The organism is Brucella sp., assembly GCF_032066345.1.
Lineage (GTDB): Bacteria > Pseudomonadota > Alphaproteobacteria > Rhizobiales > Rhizobiaceae > Brucella > Brucella pseudogrignonensis.
Window position 1 is genome coordinate 15474 of sequence record NZ_DAMBKZ010000011.1, and the last position, 14621, is coordinate 30094.

Consider the following 14621-nt stretch of genomic DNA (forward strand, 5'->3'; position numbering starts at 1 on the left):
AAAGTGCTTGGCATATTTGCCATCGCCGCCGCTGCTATTGCTTGCTTTTCCCTCGTGGGGCTCGGCCTCATGTATGGGATGTATGGCGTCATCTTTATCGATGGCGTCGCGAGCGTCTTTCTTCTTGCCGTCTGCTCGGCGATATTCTGGCTCTCGAAAGTCGACTGGAGAAAGCCCGAAGCAGCAGCCATCATGATTTCGTTCATGTCGTTTACAGCCATGTTTTTCGACAGCCGCGGCAACCCTGTCTATAACCAACCTTTGGTATGGCTGTTCGGAAGCTCCGGCAGTCATCTTCAAATCAAAGAAATCGTCAGTCATGGCGGCGGTAGTACCGGCGTGAATTACGAGTTTCAGATCGTTAATCTCTATGGCGCAATCGAACGCACAATCAACGGCTGGTTTGTGATTCCGTTCCGTTTTGTCGAATACCTGATCGTGCTTTCAATCGTCACCACAATCATCACCGTCATAAGAAATCGCTCCGGGAGCAACTGGCTCCCTGACGATGCCAGACAATGATGGGCCAGAGAATGATTGGCCCGAGAATAATTAGGACGGACGGGGACATACTTCCGGCCTTGAAAAGGAAAGCACTGCAATCATTTTACCGTTTTTAGAATGTGCTCAATGAGGGAAAACCACATGAAACGCTTCTCGCCTCGTGCGATCCTGTTCACGCTTCTCGCGGTCATTCTGCCGACCGCAGCTTTCGCGCAAACTGCCGATGAGGCCGATCCAAATGCTGCGATTGAAAAGATGAACGCCTATGTTTCGCTTCTCAACCGCACCATTCGCGCTTCAGAATCGCTCGACCGCTACGATAGCTGGGTCGACATGAAGAAGGGGCCGACCGGCAAGGAGCGCAATGTCTACGGCCTGTACTCGCTTTACGATGTGCGCAGCGAAATTGAAGCAGCCGAAGAAGCCACAAAGGCAGACCCAAAACTCCCGGCGCTTGATGAAGCGATGGTGAGCTATATTGCGATTTATCAGAAGCTTGCCCCGGTGGTTGAAAAGGCGAGCAAATATTACGACCGCAAGGACTATAAGTCCGACAAGTTTGCTGGTGCGAAGGAATTCCACAAACAGATCGCCGAATATGCGCCGGAGTTCACCAAAGAACGTAAGCGTGTCGATGCGCTGTTAGGCGAGGAAAAGGCCAAAATCGATCTTGCCGAACTTGATGCGCTTGAAAAGGCAGAAGGCAAAAAAGCCAACTGGCAGGTTCGCAATGTCATGATGCGTGCCAATGCAGTTGTTGAACTGCTGCCGGAAAATGAAAAGCCAGTTGTCGATATGGAAGCCTTTGGCAAAGCCATGGACACTTACGCGGCCGCCGTTCGCGAAATGGACGATTACGCAACCGAGCATCCTAACTCGTTCCATGTTTTTGAATCCCGCCCTGCAAGCCTTTTGGGCAAGCTGCGTGACTTCCAGGAAAAGCTGGAAAAGACCAAGGGCGATGCCCGCAAGGGTAATGCCGCTTCTGATCTTCAGTGGATTGTTAGTGATTACAACACCATGGTTTCGACATCGCAGAGCGCAACCATTTTCTCGAAGGATTAATCATCCCTTCCGATACAAAAAGCCGGGGCATCAACCCCGGCTTTTTTGTTTGCAGGTCGAAAATTACATCCGACGCAACGCGCGGGGCGCGAGACTCAACAGACCAAGAAGCGTCATGATAAAGCCCACCCACAGCGGTGCATGAAGGCTATAGCCCGTTGAGAGCGCAAAGCCGCCAGCCCATGGGCCAAGGCCCAGACCGATGTTGATGACTGATGCGTGCATCGCATTGACCAGCGCGCCCGGATGGGCAATCCGCATGACACGGGCAATGAAAGCGGGATTAAGCGCAATGCCCGTAAGACCAATCATGACGATTGCCAGCATGGTTGCAAATTTCAGCTCCGCAAAGAGTGCAAAGATCAGCATTGCCGCCATCATGATCAGAATGCCGATAAAGATAGTCGCAATCGTATGACGGTCCGCAAAGCGACCAACAATGTAATTGCCGGTGATGTTTGCAGCGCCATAAACCGCCAGCAAATAAGGCAGTTGCGCTTCCGGGAAGCCAGCCAGTTTCGCAGTAATTGGCGAAAGATAGCTATAAACCGAGAAGGAGGCACCGATCACCAGGGCACTGGTTGCATAAGCTGCCCATAACCGTGGCTTGCGCATTTCATTCAGCTCTGAACGCAGATTTACTTCCGCATGATTTGGCTTTGCTTCGATTTTGAGCGCAATCACCAACGCACAAAACAGCACCAGCACCACAATCGCCCAGAAGCTTGCCCGCCAGCCGAAAGCGTTGGTGATAGCGGTTGCCAGCGGCACACCCAAAACAGTGCACAGCATAAGACCAGCAAACACCAGCGACGATGCACGACCACGTAATTCAGGCACGACGAGCTGCGCAGTGATCGCCAGCATCAGGCCGAAACTTGTCGCCGCTGCCATGCCGGTGAAAACACGCGCTACCAACATCACATGGAAATTGCTGGTTGAGGCAGCCACACTTTGCCCCACAGCATAAAGGATCAGAAGCAATAGCAGCCCGCGCTTATTTTCAATCTTCAGCGCCAGAAATAGTATTGTCACCAGCGGACCACCAATCGTCATGCCGAGAGCATAGACCGAGATGAGATTACCAATATCGGAAATCGAGCGGCCAAAAGCCTCCTGAAGTGCTGGCATCATGCCGGAAATCATCAGCTCGGAAGTGGTCAGTGCAAAGACGCCAAGCGTCAGGCAATAAACCACCAGTGGGATCGCACGCGCCTCGCTTGAAGACGCAGAACCCCCTTCCGCCGTGAGGGCAGAATCACACACTTCGTTCATGGGACGAATCCTATTTATATAGTCAGTACTACATAATTCATATCGCCTTGCTCCGGAGCGTCAAGCAAATTATATAAGGATGACTACAGAAAGGGCGAAAAATGGTTCCGCGCGGCCGACCGCGCAGTTTCGACCGCGATACTGCGCTGGAAAAAGTCATGAAAGTCTTCTGGGCAAAAGGCTATGAATGCGCCCAGATCAACGATTTTACGTCGGCGATCAGCATCACGCCGCCGAGCTTTTACGCAGCATTTGGCAACAAGGAGCAGGCGTTTCGCGAAGCTGTGGACTATTATAGCCGCACGATTGGCGCCACTCCTTTCGAGGCACTCGAAAATGCGCGCACCATTCAGGACGGTATGCGGCAATGGCTGGAACTAAGCGCCGACAGCGCTTTTGCGTGTCCTGCTGGCGGATGTATGATCAGTGTGAGCTCTATCCAGTGCAAACCTGAAAATGCCGATGTGAAGGCGTTCCTTCAGGGTGTTCGTCACACAAATCATGAGCGGCTTTCGCAACGCCTGAAACGCGCCATTGCAGCAGGTGATCTGACAGAACAAACTGACATTGCGCAAATGACCGAATTTTATCACATGATCCAGCAGAGCATTTCTTTTGAAGCCCGTGATGGCAACTCCCGCGAAGCCGTACAGAAGATTATCGACATGGCCATGCTTGCCATGCCTGCGCGTGCGGCTGTCCCCGCATGAGTGGCACGATATCCGCCGTTCTGATCCACGTCGGCGATGTTGAGACGGCAATCGAGTGGTATCTCAAAGCCTTTCCGCAGGCGGTTCTCAAACATCTTGAAGCGTTTGATTTCAGCTATCTGCAGATCGGCGATGTGGATCTGGAAATCGTTCCGGCAGATGAAAAAGTTTCATCGGGTGCTGCGGGAAGTGTTGTCTATTGGCACGTCGAGGATTTCGATGAAATGCTTGCGCATTTGATTGCCATTGGCGGCACGCTTTATCGCGGGCCGCTCGATATTCAAGACGACATGCGCATGTGTCAGGTCAAAGACCCATGGGGCAATTGTATCGGTTTACGAGGTTAAAAAAGCCCGGCTAAAAGCCGGGCTTTTTGTTTCATTCTTATCCGCGAAGAACGCCGCCGGTCTGCTTGGTGACATTTGCGATCACCTGCTTTGCCAGTGCTTCCAGATCTTCGTCGGTCAGCGTGCGATCCTGTGGCTGCAACAACACTTCAACCGCAATCGACTTCTTGCCTTCACCAAGCGAAGCGCCTGTGAAGACGTCAAACACCTGCACGCCGGCAATCAGCTTCTTGTCAGCCGACGAAACGGCCTTCACGACGTTACCGGCTTCAACGCTTGCATCCACGACGAAAGCGAAGTCACGCTTGAGGCTCTGGAACTGCGAGAGGCTCAGAGCTGGCTTGGTGCGGGTTGCCTTTGCCTTCGGCTCAGGAATGGCATCAATATAGACTTCAAAGCCGCAAAGCGTGCCTGAAACATCAAGCGCTTCCAGCGTATCAGGGTGAAATTCACCGAAATAACCCAGAACCACCTTCGGTCCGAGCTTCAGCGTGCCCGAACGACCCGGATGGAACCATTCCGGACCACCGGCTTCGATCTGGATGCGATCAACCGGCGCGCCAGCTGCTTCAAGGGCAGCCAGAGCATCAGCTTTGGCATCGAAAACACCAATAGGTGCTGCATTACCAGACCAGAAACGGCCCGAACCTTCAACACCAGCCGTGCCGCGACGGACACCACCGGCCACGCGGCGCTGCTGTTCCGGCTTGTCACCTTCATAGATGCCCGACACCTCAAACAATGCCGTATCGCCAAAACCGCGATCTGCGTTGCGCTGCGCGGCTGCGAGCAGGCCCGGCAGAAGCGAAGGACGCATATCCGACATATCAGCTGCGATCGGGTTCGCCAGCTTCAGTTCCGGTTTGCCACCGCCAAAGGCTTTGGCCTGCGCTTCGGAAATGAAGGAATAGGTGACAGCTTCCATCATGCCGCGCGAAGCAAGCGTACGGCGTGCCAGACGTGTACGGATCTGCAACGTCGTCAGAATACGGCCATTCACCGTGCCAAGGCCCGGCAGCTGCTGTGGTTCGATCTGATTGATGCCATGGATACGCATGACTTCTTCAACGAGGTCGGCTTTGCCTTCCACGTCACCACGCCATGTTGGCACTGTTGCCTTGATGACCTTGCTGTCGCCTTCAACGCCGAAGCCAAGACTCTTCAGAATGTCGAAAGATGCCTCATAGGAAACATCGATGCCGGTAAGGCGCTTCACTTCCGTAACCGGGAAATCAATGACGCGCGCGGTCGGTGCCGTGTAACCAACCACGTCGAGAACTGTCGGCTGACCGCCGCAGAGTTCAAGCACCAGCCTGGTTGCTAGTTCTGCACCCGGAACCATCATTTCCGGATCGACACCACGCTCAAAGCGATAGCGCGCATCAGTGACGATGCCCAGTTCGCGACCGGTACGTGCGATTGTGCGCGGATCCCAAAGAGCGGATTCGATCAGGACATCGACAGTGTTTTCATCACAGCCTGAATGCTCACCGCCCATGATACCGGCAATCGATTCGGGACCGTTTTCATCGGCGATCACATACATGCCCGGCTTGAACTTATATTCGCGCTGGTCGAGGCCGAGAATGGTTTCGCCATCCTTTGCCGCGCGCACTGTCAGATTGCCCTTAACTTTGGCCGCATCGAAAACATGCAGCGGACGGCCCTGATCAAACGTCACATAATTGGTGATGTCGACCAGTGCATTGATCGGGCGCAGACCGATAGCCTTCAGGCGCTGCTGCATCCATTTCGGGCTTGGGCCGTTTTTGACACCCTTGACCATGCGCAGTGCGAAGCCGGTGCAGAACGGGTTTTCGGCATCCTGATCGAGAATGATCTTAACAGGTGTTTCGCCTTCACCCTTCACCACTTCCGGCAGGGTATTCTTGAGTGTGCCAAGACCAGCGGCTGCCAGATCACGGGCAATGCCGCGAATGCCGGTGCAATCCGCACGATTTGGCGTCAGACCGATTTCGATAATCGGATCATCAAGACCCATATAGGCAGCAAAGCTCGTGCCGACCGGAACGTCGTCCGGAAGGTCAATAATGCCATTATGTTCATCAGAAAGTTCCAGCTCGCGCTCGGAACACATCATACCGAAGCTTTCAACACCGCGGATTTTGCCAACCGAAAGCGTGACATCAAGGCCCGGAACGTAATCGCCCGGACGGCCCAGAACACCAACGAGACCGGCGCGCGCGTTCGGAGCACCACAAACAACCTGAACCGGCTGGCCTTCGCCCGTATCAACGGAGAGAACGCGCAGCTTGTCAGCATCCGGATGCTGAACTGCCGTCAAAACCTTGGCAACTTTGAATGCCCTGAAAACAGCGCGGTCATCAACCCCGTCCACTTCCAGACCAATATCGGTCAGCTTTTCGACGATCTGATCGAGCGTCGCATCGGTTTCAAGGTGATCCTTGAGCCAGGAAAGCGTGAATTTCATGATCGTGTTCTTTCCTAAATTTCAGCGTTTGAGCACTTCGACCACGCGAAAGCGCTCGCAAAGCAATTCCATATCAAGGGAGAAGCCGCCGTTGCGGCGAAAATAGGCCTCGTGCCCCTTTCGCCATTCTTCCAGCGGGCCTTCGCCCTCCTGTTCCGCAAATGCGGCATCAACCTCATCGAAGCGGCGGACCGTCAGCTCTACTGTTTCGATCACCGCGGCAGGTTGACCAAGACCATCCAGAACCACATCACGACGTCCGACGACCGGCATCGGCTCGCCGTCTTCACCGAACGAGGCAAGCGCGGCACAGGTCGCAATCTTGCGACCTGCCAGTACGAGCGCGAGCAACTCATCGGCGAGTTCCGGCGAATCGCCAAAGGCGAAGGTCACGGCATCGCGATAAGGTTCGGGCAGTTGCGTCATGCGCTCAGGCCACCAAACAGCGTTGGCAGATCAAGCGGACGGAAACCATAATGGTTGAGCCAGCGCACATCGGCATCAAAGAAGGCGCGCAGATCAGGCATTCCGTATTTCAGCATGGCGATGCGGTCGATACCCATACCCCATGCAAAGCCCTGATAGACGTCCGGGTCATAACCCGAAGCGCGCAGTACATTCGGATGCACCATGCCGCAGCCAAGAATTTCAAGCCAGTCCGTGCCTTCACCGAACTTCACATGCGGGCCGGAACGGTCGCACTGAATATCAACCTCAACCGATGGCTCGGTGAATGGGAAGAAGCTCGGACGCATACGCATCGTGACGTTTGGCACTTCAAAGAACGCCTTGCAGAACTCTTCAAGCACCCACTTCATATTGGCGACATTAGCCGACTTATCGACGACCAGACCTTCGACCTGATGGAACATCGGCGAATGGGTAGCGTCGGAATCCATGCGATAGGTCTTGCCCGGAATGACGATGCGGATCGGTTCGTCACGGCCTTCCTTATCGCGAATGGCTGCGAACTTCTCCATCGTGTGCACCTGCACCGGCGAGGTATGCGTACGCAATAGCTTGCGCTCGCCCTTCTCGTCTGGATTGAAGAAGAACGTGTCGTGCATCTCGCGCGCCGGGTGGCCTTCAGGGAAGTTCAGCGCCGTGAAATTGTAATAATCGGTCTCAATATCCGGACCTTCGGCAATCGAGAAACCCATATCCGCGAAAATCGCGGTGATTTCATCGATAACCTGAGAAATTGGGTGAATGCGGCCACGCGCAGCGGCGCTTTCGCGTACCGGCAAGGTCACATCGACTTTCTCACGCTCAAGGCGCGCTGCAATGGCTTGCTTGCGCAGCTCTGTCTTGCGTTCAGTGAGCGCTTCGGTGACGCGATTCTTCAGGCCGTTGATGGCAGGACCCTGCGCCTGACGCTCTTCCGGTGTCATGCTGCCCAGCGTCTTCAGCTTTTCAGAGATAGTGCCTTTTTTGCCGAGTGCTGCAACGCGCACCGCTTCAATCGCCTGCTCGTCGCTGGCAGCAGCGATTTCGCCCATGATCGTTTGTTCGAGTTGTTCGAGATCGCTCATTGTCTATATCCCTGTCGCGCTGAACGCGCTCCACGCCTCTTGGTTTACATCCCTCTCGTGTCCAGGGGACACTCGACGCCTCTTGGTCGCGCCATTGGCGCCAGATACGAAAGAAAAACCCGCGCCAGCCGAGCCAGCGCGGGTTCCCCAAATTCAAAATATCACTTGGGAAGGGCTGGCTTAGCGAACAGCGCCTTCAAAAGCGTTTGGCGTCTCGGTGTTCTTGAGGTACTCGAGAGCCTTCTTTGCCGACGCAACCAGCGCACCGAATGCATCAGGTTCATGGATTGCGATGTCGGAAAGAACCTTACGGTCGATTTCGATACCTGCCTTAGCAAGACCGTCGATGAAACGGCCATAGGTCAGGCCCTGTTCACGAACAGCAGCGTTGATACGCTGAATCCAGAGCGCGCGGAACGTACGCTTGCGATTCTTGCGGTCGCGGTAAGCATACTGCTTCGAACGATCTACAGCAGCCTTAGCAGTGCGGATCGTATTTTTACGACGACCACGGAAACCCGAAGCCTGGTCGAGAACTTTTTTGTGCTTGGCGTGGGCGGTAACGCCGCGTTTTACACGTGCCATGATATGATCTCCTTAGAGGATAGACGGCTTAGAGGCCGTTAGGCAGGAACTGTTTTACGATCTTCGCATCTGCGTCCGAGAGCACCATGGTGCCGCGTGCATCGCGAATGAACTTGTTCGAGCGCTTGATCATGCCATGGCGCTTGCCTGCAGCCGCAGCTACAACTTTGCCAGTGCCAGTAATTTTGAACCGCTTCTTAGCAGCCGATTTGGTCTTCATCTTGGGCATTTTGCTACTCCTTTGTTTAGTCCCCGTCGTGCTTGCAGCACTCCACGCCTCTTGTTTGAAAAAGCGTCCGTCCTGCAAAAGACCGGAACTTTGTTTTACTTCCGGACAGACCAAGTCCGAAAAGCATACGAAACCGCCACGGCATGCCCTGCCGGGCGGTTCGAACGCGGCCTTATAGGCTTAAAGGTCAGAAAACGCAATGCCTGAATCAACGTGAATCAGGCTGAATCGTGCCTCAAACTCAATAAAGTCGCAGCAGAACCGGTAATGTACCGATGTCCTGAAGGTACTCAATGAATTCAAAGAACGGATAGGCCACAAAGAACACCAGGCCATCCGTAAAGGTCCGATACAGTCGATCAGGCTTTACCCTGAGCTCATCATCATCGCGGAACAGTGAAAAGCTTGGAAAGAATCGCGGCACGCGTGCGCAATAATCCTCGTATGGTTTGCCGAAGTTGGCCTTGAGGAACTTCTCTTCCGTGCGAATGACAGTTGAAAAAGCCAGATAGCAAAGCACACCAAAGGCCAACGCAATGATAATGCTGCCCGTCTGCGCGCCGATACCGATCGCGCCGATGCTGCTGAACACATAAAGCGGATTACGCGTCATCGAATAAGGACCGGTCTGCACGATCTCGGCACTTTTGCGACCACCGATATAAAGCGTGCACCACATGCGTCCGAGAATGGCTGCAACAATCAAGCTTATGCCGAATGATTCGATATATTCATGCAAATGCCCAATTGACCGCGAGCGCACAAAGAACAGTGCGACAACAAGAAGTCCGATAAGAAGAGCGATCGCAAGACGGCGTCTTTGCTGATATTTGCCCAGTTCGCCCAATGTTTTCATGGTTTTCTCTGAAAGTGGGGTGATTCTGGAAAAAGAAAAACCGCCCGAAGGCGGCTTTTCAAAGGCGGGAATTTACAATCAGCGCGGAGCCAGAACCATCATCATCTGGCGGCCTTCGAGCTTTGGCTCGGATTCCACCTTGGCGATTTCGACGGTATCTTCTTTCACACGCAGCAGAAGCTTCATTCCGAGCTCCTGGTGGGCCATTTCACGGCCACGGAAACGAAGTGTTACCTTGACCTTGTCGCCTTCTTCGAAGAAACGCTGTGCAGCCTTCATCTTCACTTCATAGTCATGAGTGTCGATGTTCGGTCGCATCTTGATTTCCTTGATTTCGACCGTTTTCTGCTTCTTGCGGGCTTCGGAGGCTTTTTTCTGATTCTGATACTTCAGCTTGCCGAGATCCACGATCTTGCACACAGGTGGTTCAGCGTTTGGCACGATCTCAACGAGATCGAGACCCGCTTCTTCTGCCATCGCAATGGCGTCCTGCGTCGGGATACTGCCGTGGTTATGGCCTTCGGCATCAATAAGCTGGACCCGGGGAACCCGGATATCACGGTTGGAGCGCGGTCCGTCTTTCTGGACCGGCGTCGCTCTGAACGGTCGGCGAATGGTCGTTATCTCCTGATTATTAACGTCATAGGCGGTTTAATTTCGTTGCCCGCGACGGCATTCCCCCATCAAACCCCTGTTTAACGCGGAAATGTGGTCAAGCGAGCGGTAAAGTCAATAGCATCTTTGACTGGGAAAATCACCCCCGACGAAGAAAGAAGTATTTCGGGAGTGTAAAGCGACATATCGGTCACATTCCTCAATATTTCAAGGGAGTGACCCGGCGAAAGGTTTTCTCTGACGGGCAGAAATGGCAAATGAAAAGAATTTGATAGAGTGCCTGCCAATTCAGGAGACCAAGCATGAGCGCAGCTGAACCCGATTTTATTTATGTCGATGGCGCTAAAATCGCAGTCCGCAACCGTGCGGGACAGGTTGCTCCCGGCATTGTCTGGCTTGGTGGCTATCGCTCCGACATGCTTGGCACCAAGGCTGTTGTTCTTGATGAATGGGCAGAGAAGACCGGGCATTCCGCTCTGCGTCTTGATTATTCAGGGCACGGTGAGTCGGGCGGCGACTTCAATCAGGGCACAATCTCACGTTGGCTGAATGAAAGCCTCACGATTCTAGACAAATATGCGGAAGGCCCGCAGATCCTTGTCGGATCATCCATGGGCGGCTGGATTGCGTTGCGCATGGCGCAGGAACTGAAGAAAGCAGGCAAGTCTCCTGCCGGGATCGTTCTGATTGCCCCAGCCCCGGACTTTACTGCCGAGCTTGTCGAACCATCGCTGACCGAAGCGCAGAAGAACGATCTGATGGAACAGGGCTATTTTGAAGAGCCTTCAGAATATTCGCCGAACCCTTACATCTATACCCGCGCATTGATCGAAGACGGTCGTAACAATCTTGTACTTAAGGGCATTATCGAGACCGGTTGTCCGGTGCATATCCTGCAAGGGATGCAGGATGAGGCCGTGCCTTACCAACATGCGCTTAAGCTCGTCGAACATCTGCCGGTTGATGATGTGACGCTGACGCTGGTTCGCGATGGCGACCATCGTCTTTCGCGCCCGCAAGACCTGGAACTGCTGATCCGCACCGTATCGGCCCTCGCCGAACGTATATCTTTCGGAGACTAAGTCATGCGCTTTTCGGTTTTTGCGTCTTCTGCGGTTGCTGCGATTGTCGGCTTTGGCAGCACGCTGGCGCTCATTGTTGCGGCGGCCAATGTGCTGGGCGCAACGCAGGCCGAAACAGCAAGCTGGGTGACGGCAGTGTGTCTGGCTATTGCTGGTTCATCCGCATGGCTTAGTGTGCGCTACAAAATGCCGATCATCGCAGCGTGGTCCACACCCGGTCTGGCACTGATCGGCGCAAGTGTCGGTTTTACCATGCCTGAAGCCGTGGGCGCTTTCATCGTAACAGCTCTTGCGCTGATCCTCACCGGATTGGTCCGTCAGCTTTCAACGCTTGTTTCACGCATTCCGGCATCGGTTGCTTCGGGAATGCTGGCCGGAGTGTTGCTTAGCTTCGTCATTGCAGCTGCAAAATCTGTCTCGCTTGATCCGAGTTTCGTTCTGCCGCTGGTAGCGCTTTTCTTCATCATCCGCCTGTTCAATCCATCACTCGCCGTCATTGCCGTGCTCGTACTCGGCATGGCTTATGCGCTGTTGACAGGACGCATTCCGCAATTGCCTGCGCCAGAGATCTCGACACTCACGCTGATCTGGCCAGAGTTTCACATCGGCGCCATGATCGGCATCGCGCTTCCGCTTTATCTTGTCACGATGGCTTCGCAGAACCTGCCGGGCTTTGCCGTATTGCGAGCATCCGGCTATGAGCCACCAACCAGCGCCGCCCTAAGGGTGACAGGGCTTTTCTCTCTGCTGACTGCCCCCTTTGGTGCAGGGACCAGCAATCTTGCCGCCATTTCAGCCGCCCTTTGTACCAATCCGGATGCCCATCCCGATCCGACCAAACGTTGGATGACCGGGCCCGTTTATGCGGCATTCTATGTGGTCTTCGCTTTATTCGGCGCTTCGCTGGTGGCAATCTTTGCCGTTCTGCCTGCAACGCTGATTGCACTGGTCGCTGGTCTTGCTCTCATGGGGCCGTTCATCAATGCCATGTCGCTGGCACTCAAGCATGAAGAAGAACGGCTGGCCGCTATCGTAACCTTCGCTGTCACCGCCTCCGGTATTGCCTTTTTCGGAGTCGGTTCAGCCTTCTGGGCATTGATTGCAGGTCTTGGAGTGGCAACGCTTGAACATTTACAGAAAAAATTTCCGAGATAATCACATTGCTTAGCTCTCGCATGGCGGGAACAGGCCCACAACATTCTTGAAAAGCCGCAATTGGTTTACCACGTCAAATTCAAGCCGCGAGACTAAGCGAACGGCCCTGAATTAAACGGAGTAGACCATGACAAATTCTGCATTGATCCGCCCCGCATGGACACCAGCGACAATCGCGCTGATGGTGCTGGGCTTTATCTTCTTCTGGCCGCTTGGCCTCGCCATGCTCGCCTATATCATCTGGGGCGACCGCCTCGGTGATTTCAAACGCCAAGTTAACGAGAAGACCGACTCAATGTTCGGCTCTTTCCGCAACTGCGGTAAAAGTGAAAGCTTCGGCTTTGGCGGCACGACCGGCAATGCGGCTTTCGATGACTGGCGCCGCGAAGAACTCGACCGTCTGGCTGAAGAACGCCGCAAGCTTGAAGAAGCCCGCGCCGACTTCGAAGCCTATGCGCAGGAACTTCGCCGTGCCCGTGACAAGGAAGAGTTCGAGCGTTTCATGAATGAGCGTCGCGCCAATGGCAAACGCACGCCAGCAAAGACCGACAGCAACGATGTCACGGATATTTGACCGCTAAATTATTGCTGTAATACCTGTTGCGACGCGGGCTTAGAGCGCAACCCGGTTTGAGTGAATCAAACCTGCGCTCTAAGCTTTTTTTACCCAATGCATAATCTTATCGATCCTCGTTCCACTCCGGTCGGATTATGCTTCACCCGCGTCGTTTTGCTTTGAACGTCAAAAATTTCTGGCTTTTTTCGCGAATCACTTATTTTTAAGGAATGGGCTTTTCCTTATTTCGTTCATCGAAGGCTAAACAGTCGGCGACAGTCAGAAGCGAACGCATTCATGCGGTCGCAGGACGTGAATTGCCTTTGCGCGTGCTTGAAAACCCGCGCGCCAAACGCCTGACACTTCGGATCGAGACCGGCGGTAAGGGTCTGCGTGTTACAATTCCACCGGGTTTGCCCGACCGTGAAGTGCAGAGTTTTTTGATCCGCCATGAAGGCTGGATTGAAAGCCGCATTGCAAAATTGCCCGATCAGGCTGGCCTTCGTGTGGGTGTGAAAATACCCATTCGCGGTGTGCCGCATCTCATCACCCATCAGCCCGGACGTGGCACGGTTGATTTGCTGGAAGGCAATATTCTGCTCGTTCATGGCGACCCCGCACATCTTGCGCGGCGCGTTGCCGATTACCTCAAGCGCGAAGTCAAACGCGACATCGAGCAACTGGTTGCACGTCATACGGCAACCGTGGGCCGCAAAGCCAAGGCGGTCCGGTTCAAGGATACCAAAAGCCGCTGGGGGTCGTGTACTTCCGATGGCGTGCTTTCCTTCTCATGGCGCATCGGCATGGCCCCGCCGCCCGTCATCAACTATCTCGTCGCCCACGAAGTGGCGCATCTGGTCGAGATGAACCATGGGCCGAAATTCTGGAAACTCTGCCAAGAGCTTTGCCCCGATACCGAGCGCTGCAAAGCATGGCTCAAGCGCAATGGCAGCGCATTACAGGCTATCGACTTTACATGACATCAAATATTCAAAATGCCGCCCGGGTGCTATGGGATTACCATTGCATCTATGACGAACTTCAGACCGCCGATGTCATTATCGGCTTAGGCAGCTATGATACCCGCGTCGCAAAACATGCGGCCGATCTCTACATGCAGGGCCTTGGCACCTGGCTCATGTTCACAGGCCATAGCGGTAACTGGACCAAAGGGCTCTACAAGGCATCGGAGGCCGAAGCCTTTGCGGAAATCGCAATTGCTGAAGGCGTGCCGGAAAGCGCCATCATCATTGAGCCAAAAGCGACCAATATCGGCGAGAATATCCTTTTTTCGCGCGAAAAGATGGTGCCAGGTGCCATCAGTCCGATTTTCGTCACCAAACCACAGACGCAACGCCGCGTGCGTGCAACGGTTGACCGGCAATGGCCGGAAGCCAAGGCTTTTGTCACAGCACCAGCTACATCTTTCGAGGATCAGCCGACAAAGGCTCACGGGTTCGAAAAGCTGGTCCGTGAAATGACAGGTGATTTGCGGCGCATTCTGGAATATCCGGCTCTGGGTTTTCAGATTGCGCAGGCAGTTCCCCTTGAGGTCATGGAAGCGTATGATACCCTGATCGCACAGGGTTATGATGACGCGCCAGCCGAAACAGCGCCGGGAACGGCTTGAGTCCCGTCGCAATATGTGCGACGGAAAC

The 14621-nt window shown here is 54.1% G+C and carries 18 protein-coding genes; 10 read left to right on the forward strand and 8 right to left on the reverse strand.

The annotated features are described in order from the left end of the window. Window positions 1-3 precede the first annotated feature (3 nt). Together RT142_RS14530 and RT142_RS14535 are read left to right on the forward strand one after the other, a co-directional pair. A complete protein-coding gene (locus RT142_RS14530) occupies window positions 4-522 on the forward strand; it encodes a hypothetical protein (RefSeq protein WP_313029535.1) in 519 nt (172 codons plus the stop codon). Between the two features lie 123 nt (window positions 523-645). Continuing rightward, a complete protein-coding gene (locus RT142_RS14535) occupies window positions 646-1569 on the forward strand; it encodes a YiiG family protein (RefSeq protein WP_007872692.1) in 924 nt (307 codons plus the stop codon). 63 nt (window positions 1570-1632) lie between these two features. Here RT142_RS14535 and RT142_RS14540 read toward each other — a convergent pair whose 3' ends face one another. Continuing rightward, window positions 1633-2844 (reverse strand): MFS transporter, encoded by a 1212-nt coding sequence (locus RT142_RS14540; protein ID WP_313029536.1) that lies wholly within the window; start codon window positions 2842-2844, stop codon window positions 1633-1635. A 101-nt stretch (window positions 2845-2945) separates the two neighbouring features. Between RT142_RS14540 and RT142_RS14545 the strand changes: the two genes are divergently transcribed. Further along, window positions 2946-3554, forward strand: coding sequence for a TetR/AcrR family transcriptional regulator (locus tag RT142_RS14545; RefSeq protein WP_112804516.1), 609 nt, complete (start codon window positions 2946-2948; stop codon window positions 3552-3554). After that, on the forward strand, window positions 3551-3901 hold the full coding sequence (locus tag RT142_RS14550; RefSeq protein ID WP_079212502.1) for a VOC family protein: 351 nt from the start codon (window positions 3551-3553) through the stop codon (window positions 3899-3901). The genes RT142_RS14545 and RT142_RS14550 overlap by 4 nt, the downstream gene beginning before the upstream one ends. A 37-nt stretch (window positions 3902-3938) precedes the next feature. On the opposite strand, the gene pheT is transcribed toward RT142_RS14550, so the two are convergent. The 7 genes from pheT to infC form a co-directional block, all read right to left on the reverse strand. Continuing rightward, complete coding sequence (gene pheT / locus RT142_RS14555) at window positions 3939-6353, reverse strand: phenylalanine--tRNA ligase subunit beta (RefSeq protein WP_313029538.1); 2415 nt, start codon at window positions 6351-6353, stop codon at window positions 3939-3941. A gap of 21 nt (window positions 6354-6374) precedes the next feature. Beyond that, entirely contained in the window at window positions 6375-6779 is a 405-nt protein-coding gene (locus RT142_RS14560) for an ASCH domain-containing protein (protein ID WP_112804514.1), read from the reverse strand. Further along, window positions 6776-7885 carry a phenylalanine--tRNA ligase subunit alpha gene (pheS, locus tag RT142_RS14565; RefSeq protein WP_112804513.1) on the reverse strand — a complete coding sequence of 370 codons (1110 nt, stop codon included), beginning with the start codon at window positions 7883-7885 and terminating at the stop codon, window positions 6776-6778. The genes RT142_RS14560 and pheS overlap by 4 nt, the downstream gene beginning before the upstream one ends. Window positions 7886-8065: 180 nt before the next feature. After that, the gene (gene rplT, locus RT142_RS14570; protein WP_007872656.1) at window positions 8066-8470 is read right to left on the reverse strand and encodes a 50S ribosomal protein L20; all 405 of its coding nucleotides are present in this window, start codon (window positions 8468-8470) and stop codon (window positions 8066-8068) included. A gap of 28 nt (window positions 8471-8498) precedes the next feature. Continuing rightward, entirely contained in the window at window positions 8499-8699 is a 201-nt protein-coding gene (gene rpmI, locus RT142_RS14575) for a 50S ribosomal protein L35 (protein ID WP_007872654.1), read from the reverse strand. 241 nt (window positions 8700-8940) lie between these two features. Beyond that, window positions 8941-9555: a methyltransferase family protein gene (locus RT142_RS14580; protein WP_064322267.1), complete on the reverse strand. Its 615-nt coding sequence runs from the start codon at window positions 9553-9555 to the stop codon at window positions 8941-8943. 78 nt (window positions 9556-9633) lie between these two features. Continuing rightward, complete coding sequence (gene infC / locus RT142_RS14585) at window positions 9634-10110, reverse strand: translation initiation factor IF-3 (protein WP_374844440.1); 477 nt, start codon at window positions 10108-10110, stop codon at window positions 9634-9636. Here infC and RT142_RS24425 point away from each other — a divergent pair. The 6 genes from RT142_RS24425 to RT142_RS14610 all read left to right on the forward strand — a co-directional run bounded on the left by RT142_RS24425 (window position 10063) and on the right by RT142_RS14610 (window position 14593). Then, entirely contained in the window at window positions 10063-10254 is a 192-nt protein-coding gene (locus RT142_RS24425; protein WP_374891498.1) for a hypothetical protein, read from the forward strand. The genes infC and RT142_RS24425 overlap by 48 nt on opposite strands. A gap of 218 nt (window positions 10255-10472) precedes the next feature. Beyond that, window positions 10473-11252 (forward strand): alpha/beta hydrolase, encoded by a 780-nt coding sequence (locus RT142_RS14590; RefSeq protein WP_112804512.1) that lies wholly within the window; start codon window positions 10473-10475, stop codon window positions 11250-11252. Window positions 11253-11255: 3 nt separating this feature from the next. Continuing rightward, a complete protein-coding gene (locus RT142_RS14595; protein ID WP_112804511.1) occupies window positions 11256-12407 on the forward strand; it encodes a benzoate/H(+) symporter BenE family transporter in 1152 nt (383 codons plus the stop codon). 127 nt (window positions 12408-12534) lie between these two features. Next, complete coding sequence (locus RT142_RS14600; RefSeq protein WP_007872634.1) at window positions 12535-12981, forward strand: DUF2852 domain-containing protein; 447 nt, start codon at window positions 12535-12537, stop codon at window positions 12979-12981. A 212-nt stretch (window positions 12982-13193) separates the two neighbouring features. Beyond that, the gene (locus RT142_RS14605) at window positions 13194-13943 is read left to right on the forward strand and encodes a M48 family metallopeptidase (RefSeq protein WP_112804510.1); all 750 of its coding nucleotides are present in this window, start codon (window positions 13194-13196) and stop codon (window positions 13941-13943) included. Beyond that, window positions 13940-14593 carry a YdcF family protein gene (locus RT142_RS14610; protein WP_007872630.1) on the forward strand — a complete coding sequence of 218 codons (654 nt, stop codon included), beginning with the start codon at window positions 13940-13942 and terminating at the stop codon, window positions 14591-14593. Before RT142_RS14605 ends, RT142_RS14610 begins: the two co-directional genes overlap by 4 nt. Window positions 14594-14621: the final 28 nt, after the last annotated feature.

Excerpts from the sequence above, each read along its gene's own strand:
- RT142_RS14580 (WP_064322267.1), bottom strand. The coding sequence starts at position 9,555 with ATGAAAACATTGGGCGAACTGGGCAAATATCAGCAAAGACGCCGTCTT.
- pheT (WP_313029538.1), bottom strand. The coding sequence starts at position 6,353 with ATGAAATTCACGCTTTCCTGGCTCAAGGATCACCTTGAAACCGATGCG.
- RT142_RS14610 (WP_007872630.1), top strand. The coding sequence starts at position 13,940 with ATGACATCAAATATTCAAAATGCCGCCCGGGTGCTATGGGATTACCAT.
- rplT (WP_007872656.1), bottom strand. The coding sequence starts at position 8,470 with ATGGCACGTGTAAAACGCGGCGTTACCGCCCACGCCAAGCACAAAAAA.
- RT142_RS14540 (WP_313029536.1), bottom strand. The coding sequence starts at position 2,844 with ATGAACGAAGTGTGTGATTCTGCCCTCACGGCGGAAGGGGGTTCTGCG.
- RT142_RS14545 (WP_112804516.1), top strand. The coding sequence starts at position 2,946 with ATGGTTCCGCGCGGCCGACCGCGCAGTTTCGACCGCGATACTGCGCTG.
- pheS (WP_112804513.1), bottom strand. The coding sequence starts at position 7,885 with ATGAGCGATCTCGAACAACTCGAACAAACGATCATGGGCGAAATCGCT.
- RT142_RS14550 (WP_079212502.1), top strand. The coding sequence starts at position 3,551 with ATGAGTGGCACGATATCCGCCGTTCTGATCCACGTCGGCGATGTTGAG.
- RT142_RS14595 (WP_112804511.1), top strand. The coding sequence starts at position 11,256 with ATGCGCTTTTCGGTTTTTGCGTCTTCTGCGGTTGCTGCGATTGTCGGC.
- RT142_RS14560 (WP_112804514.1), bottom strand. The coding sequence starts at position 6,779 with ATGACGCAACTGCCCGAACCTTATCGCGATGCCGTGACCTTCGCCTTT.
- RT142_RS14590 (WP_112804512.1), top strand. The coding sequence starts at position 10,473 with ATGAGCGCAGCTGAACCCGATTTTATTTATGTCGATGGCGCTAAAATC.
- rpmI (WP_007872654.1), bottom strand. The coding sequence starts at position 8,699 with ATGCCCAAGATGAAGACCAAATCGGCTGCTAAGAAGCGGTTCAAAATT.
- RT142_RS14600 (WP_007872634.1), top strand. The coding sequence starts at position 12,535 with ATGACAAATTCTGCATTGATCCGCCCCGCATGGACACCAGCGACAATC.
- RT142_RS14535 (WP_007872692.1), top strand. The coding sequence starts at position 646 with ATGAAACGCTTCTCGCCTCGTGCGATCCTGTTCACGCTTCTCGCGGTC.
- RT142_RS14605 (WP_112804510.1), top strand. The coding sequence starts at position 13,194 with ATGGGCTTTTCCTTATTTCGTTCATCGAAGGCTAAACAGTCGGCGACA.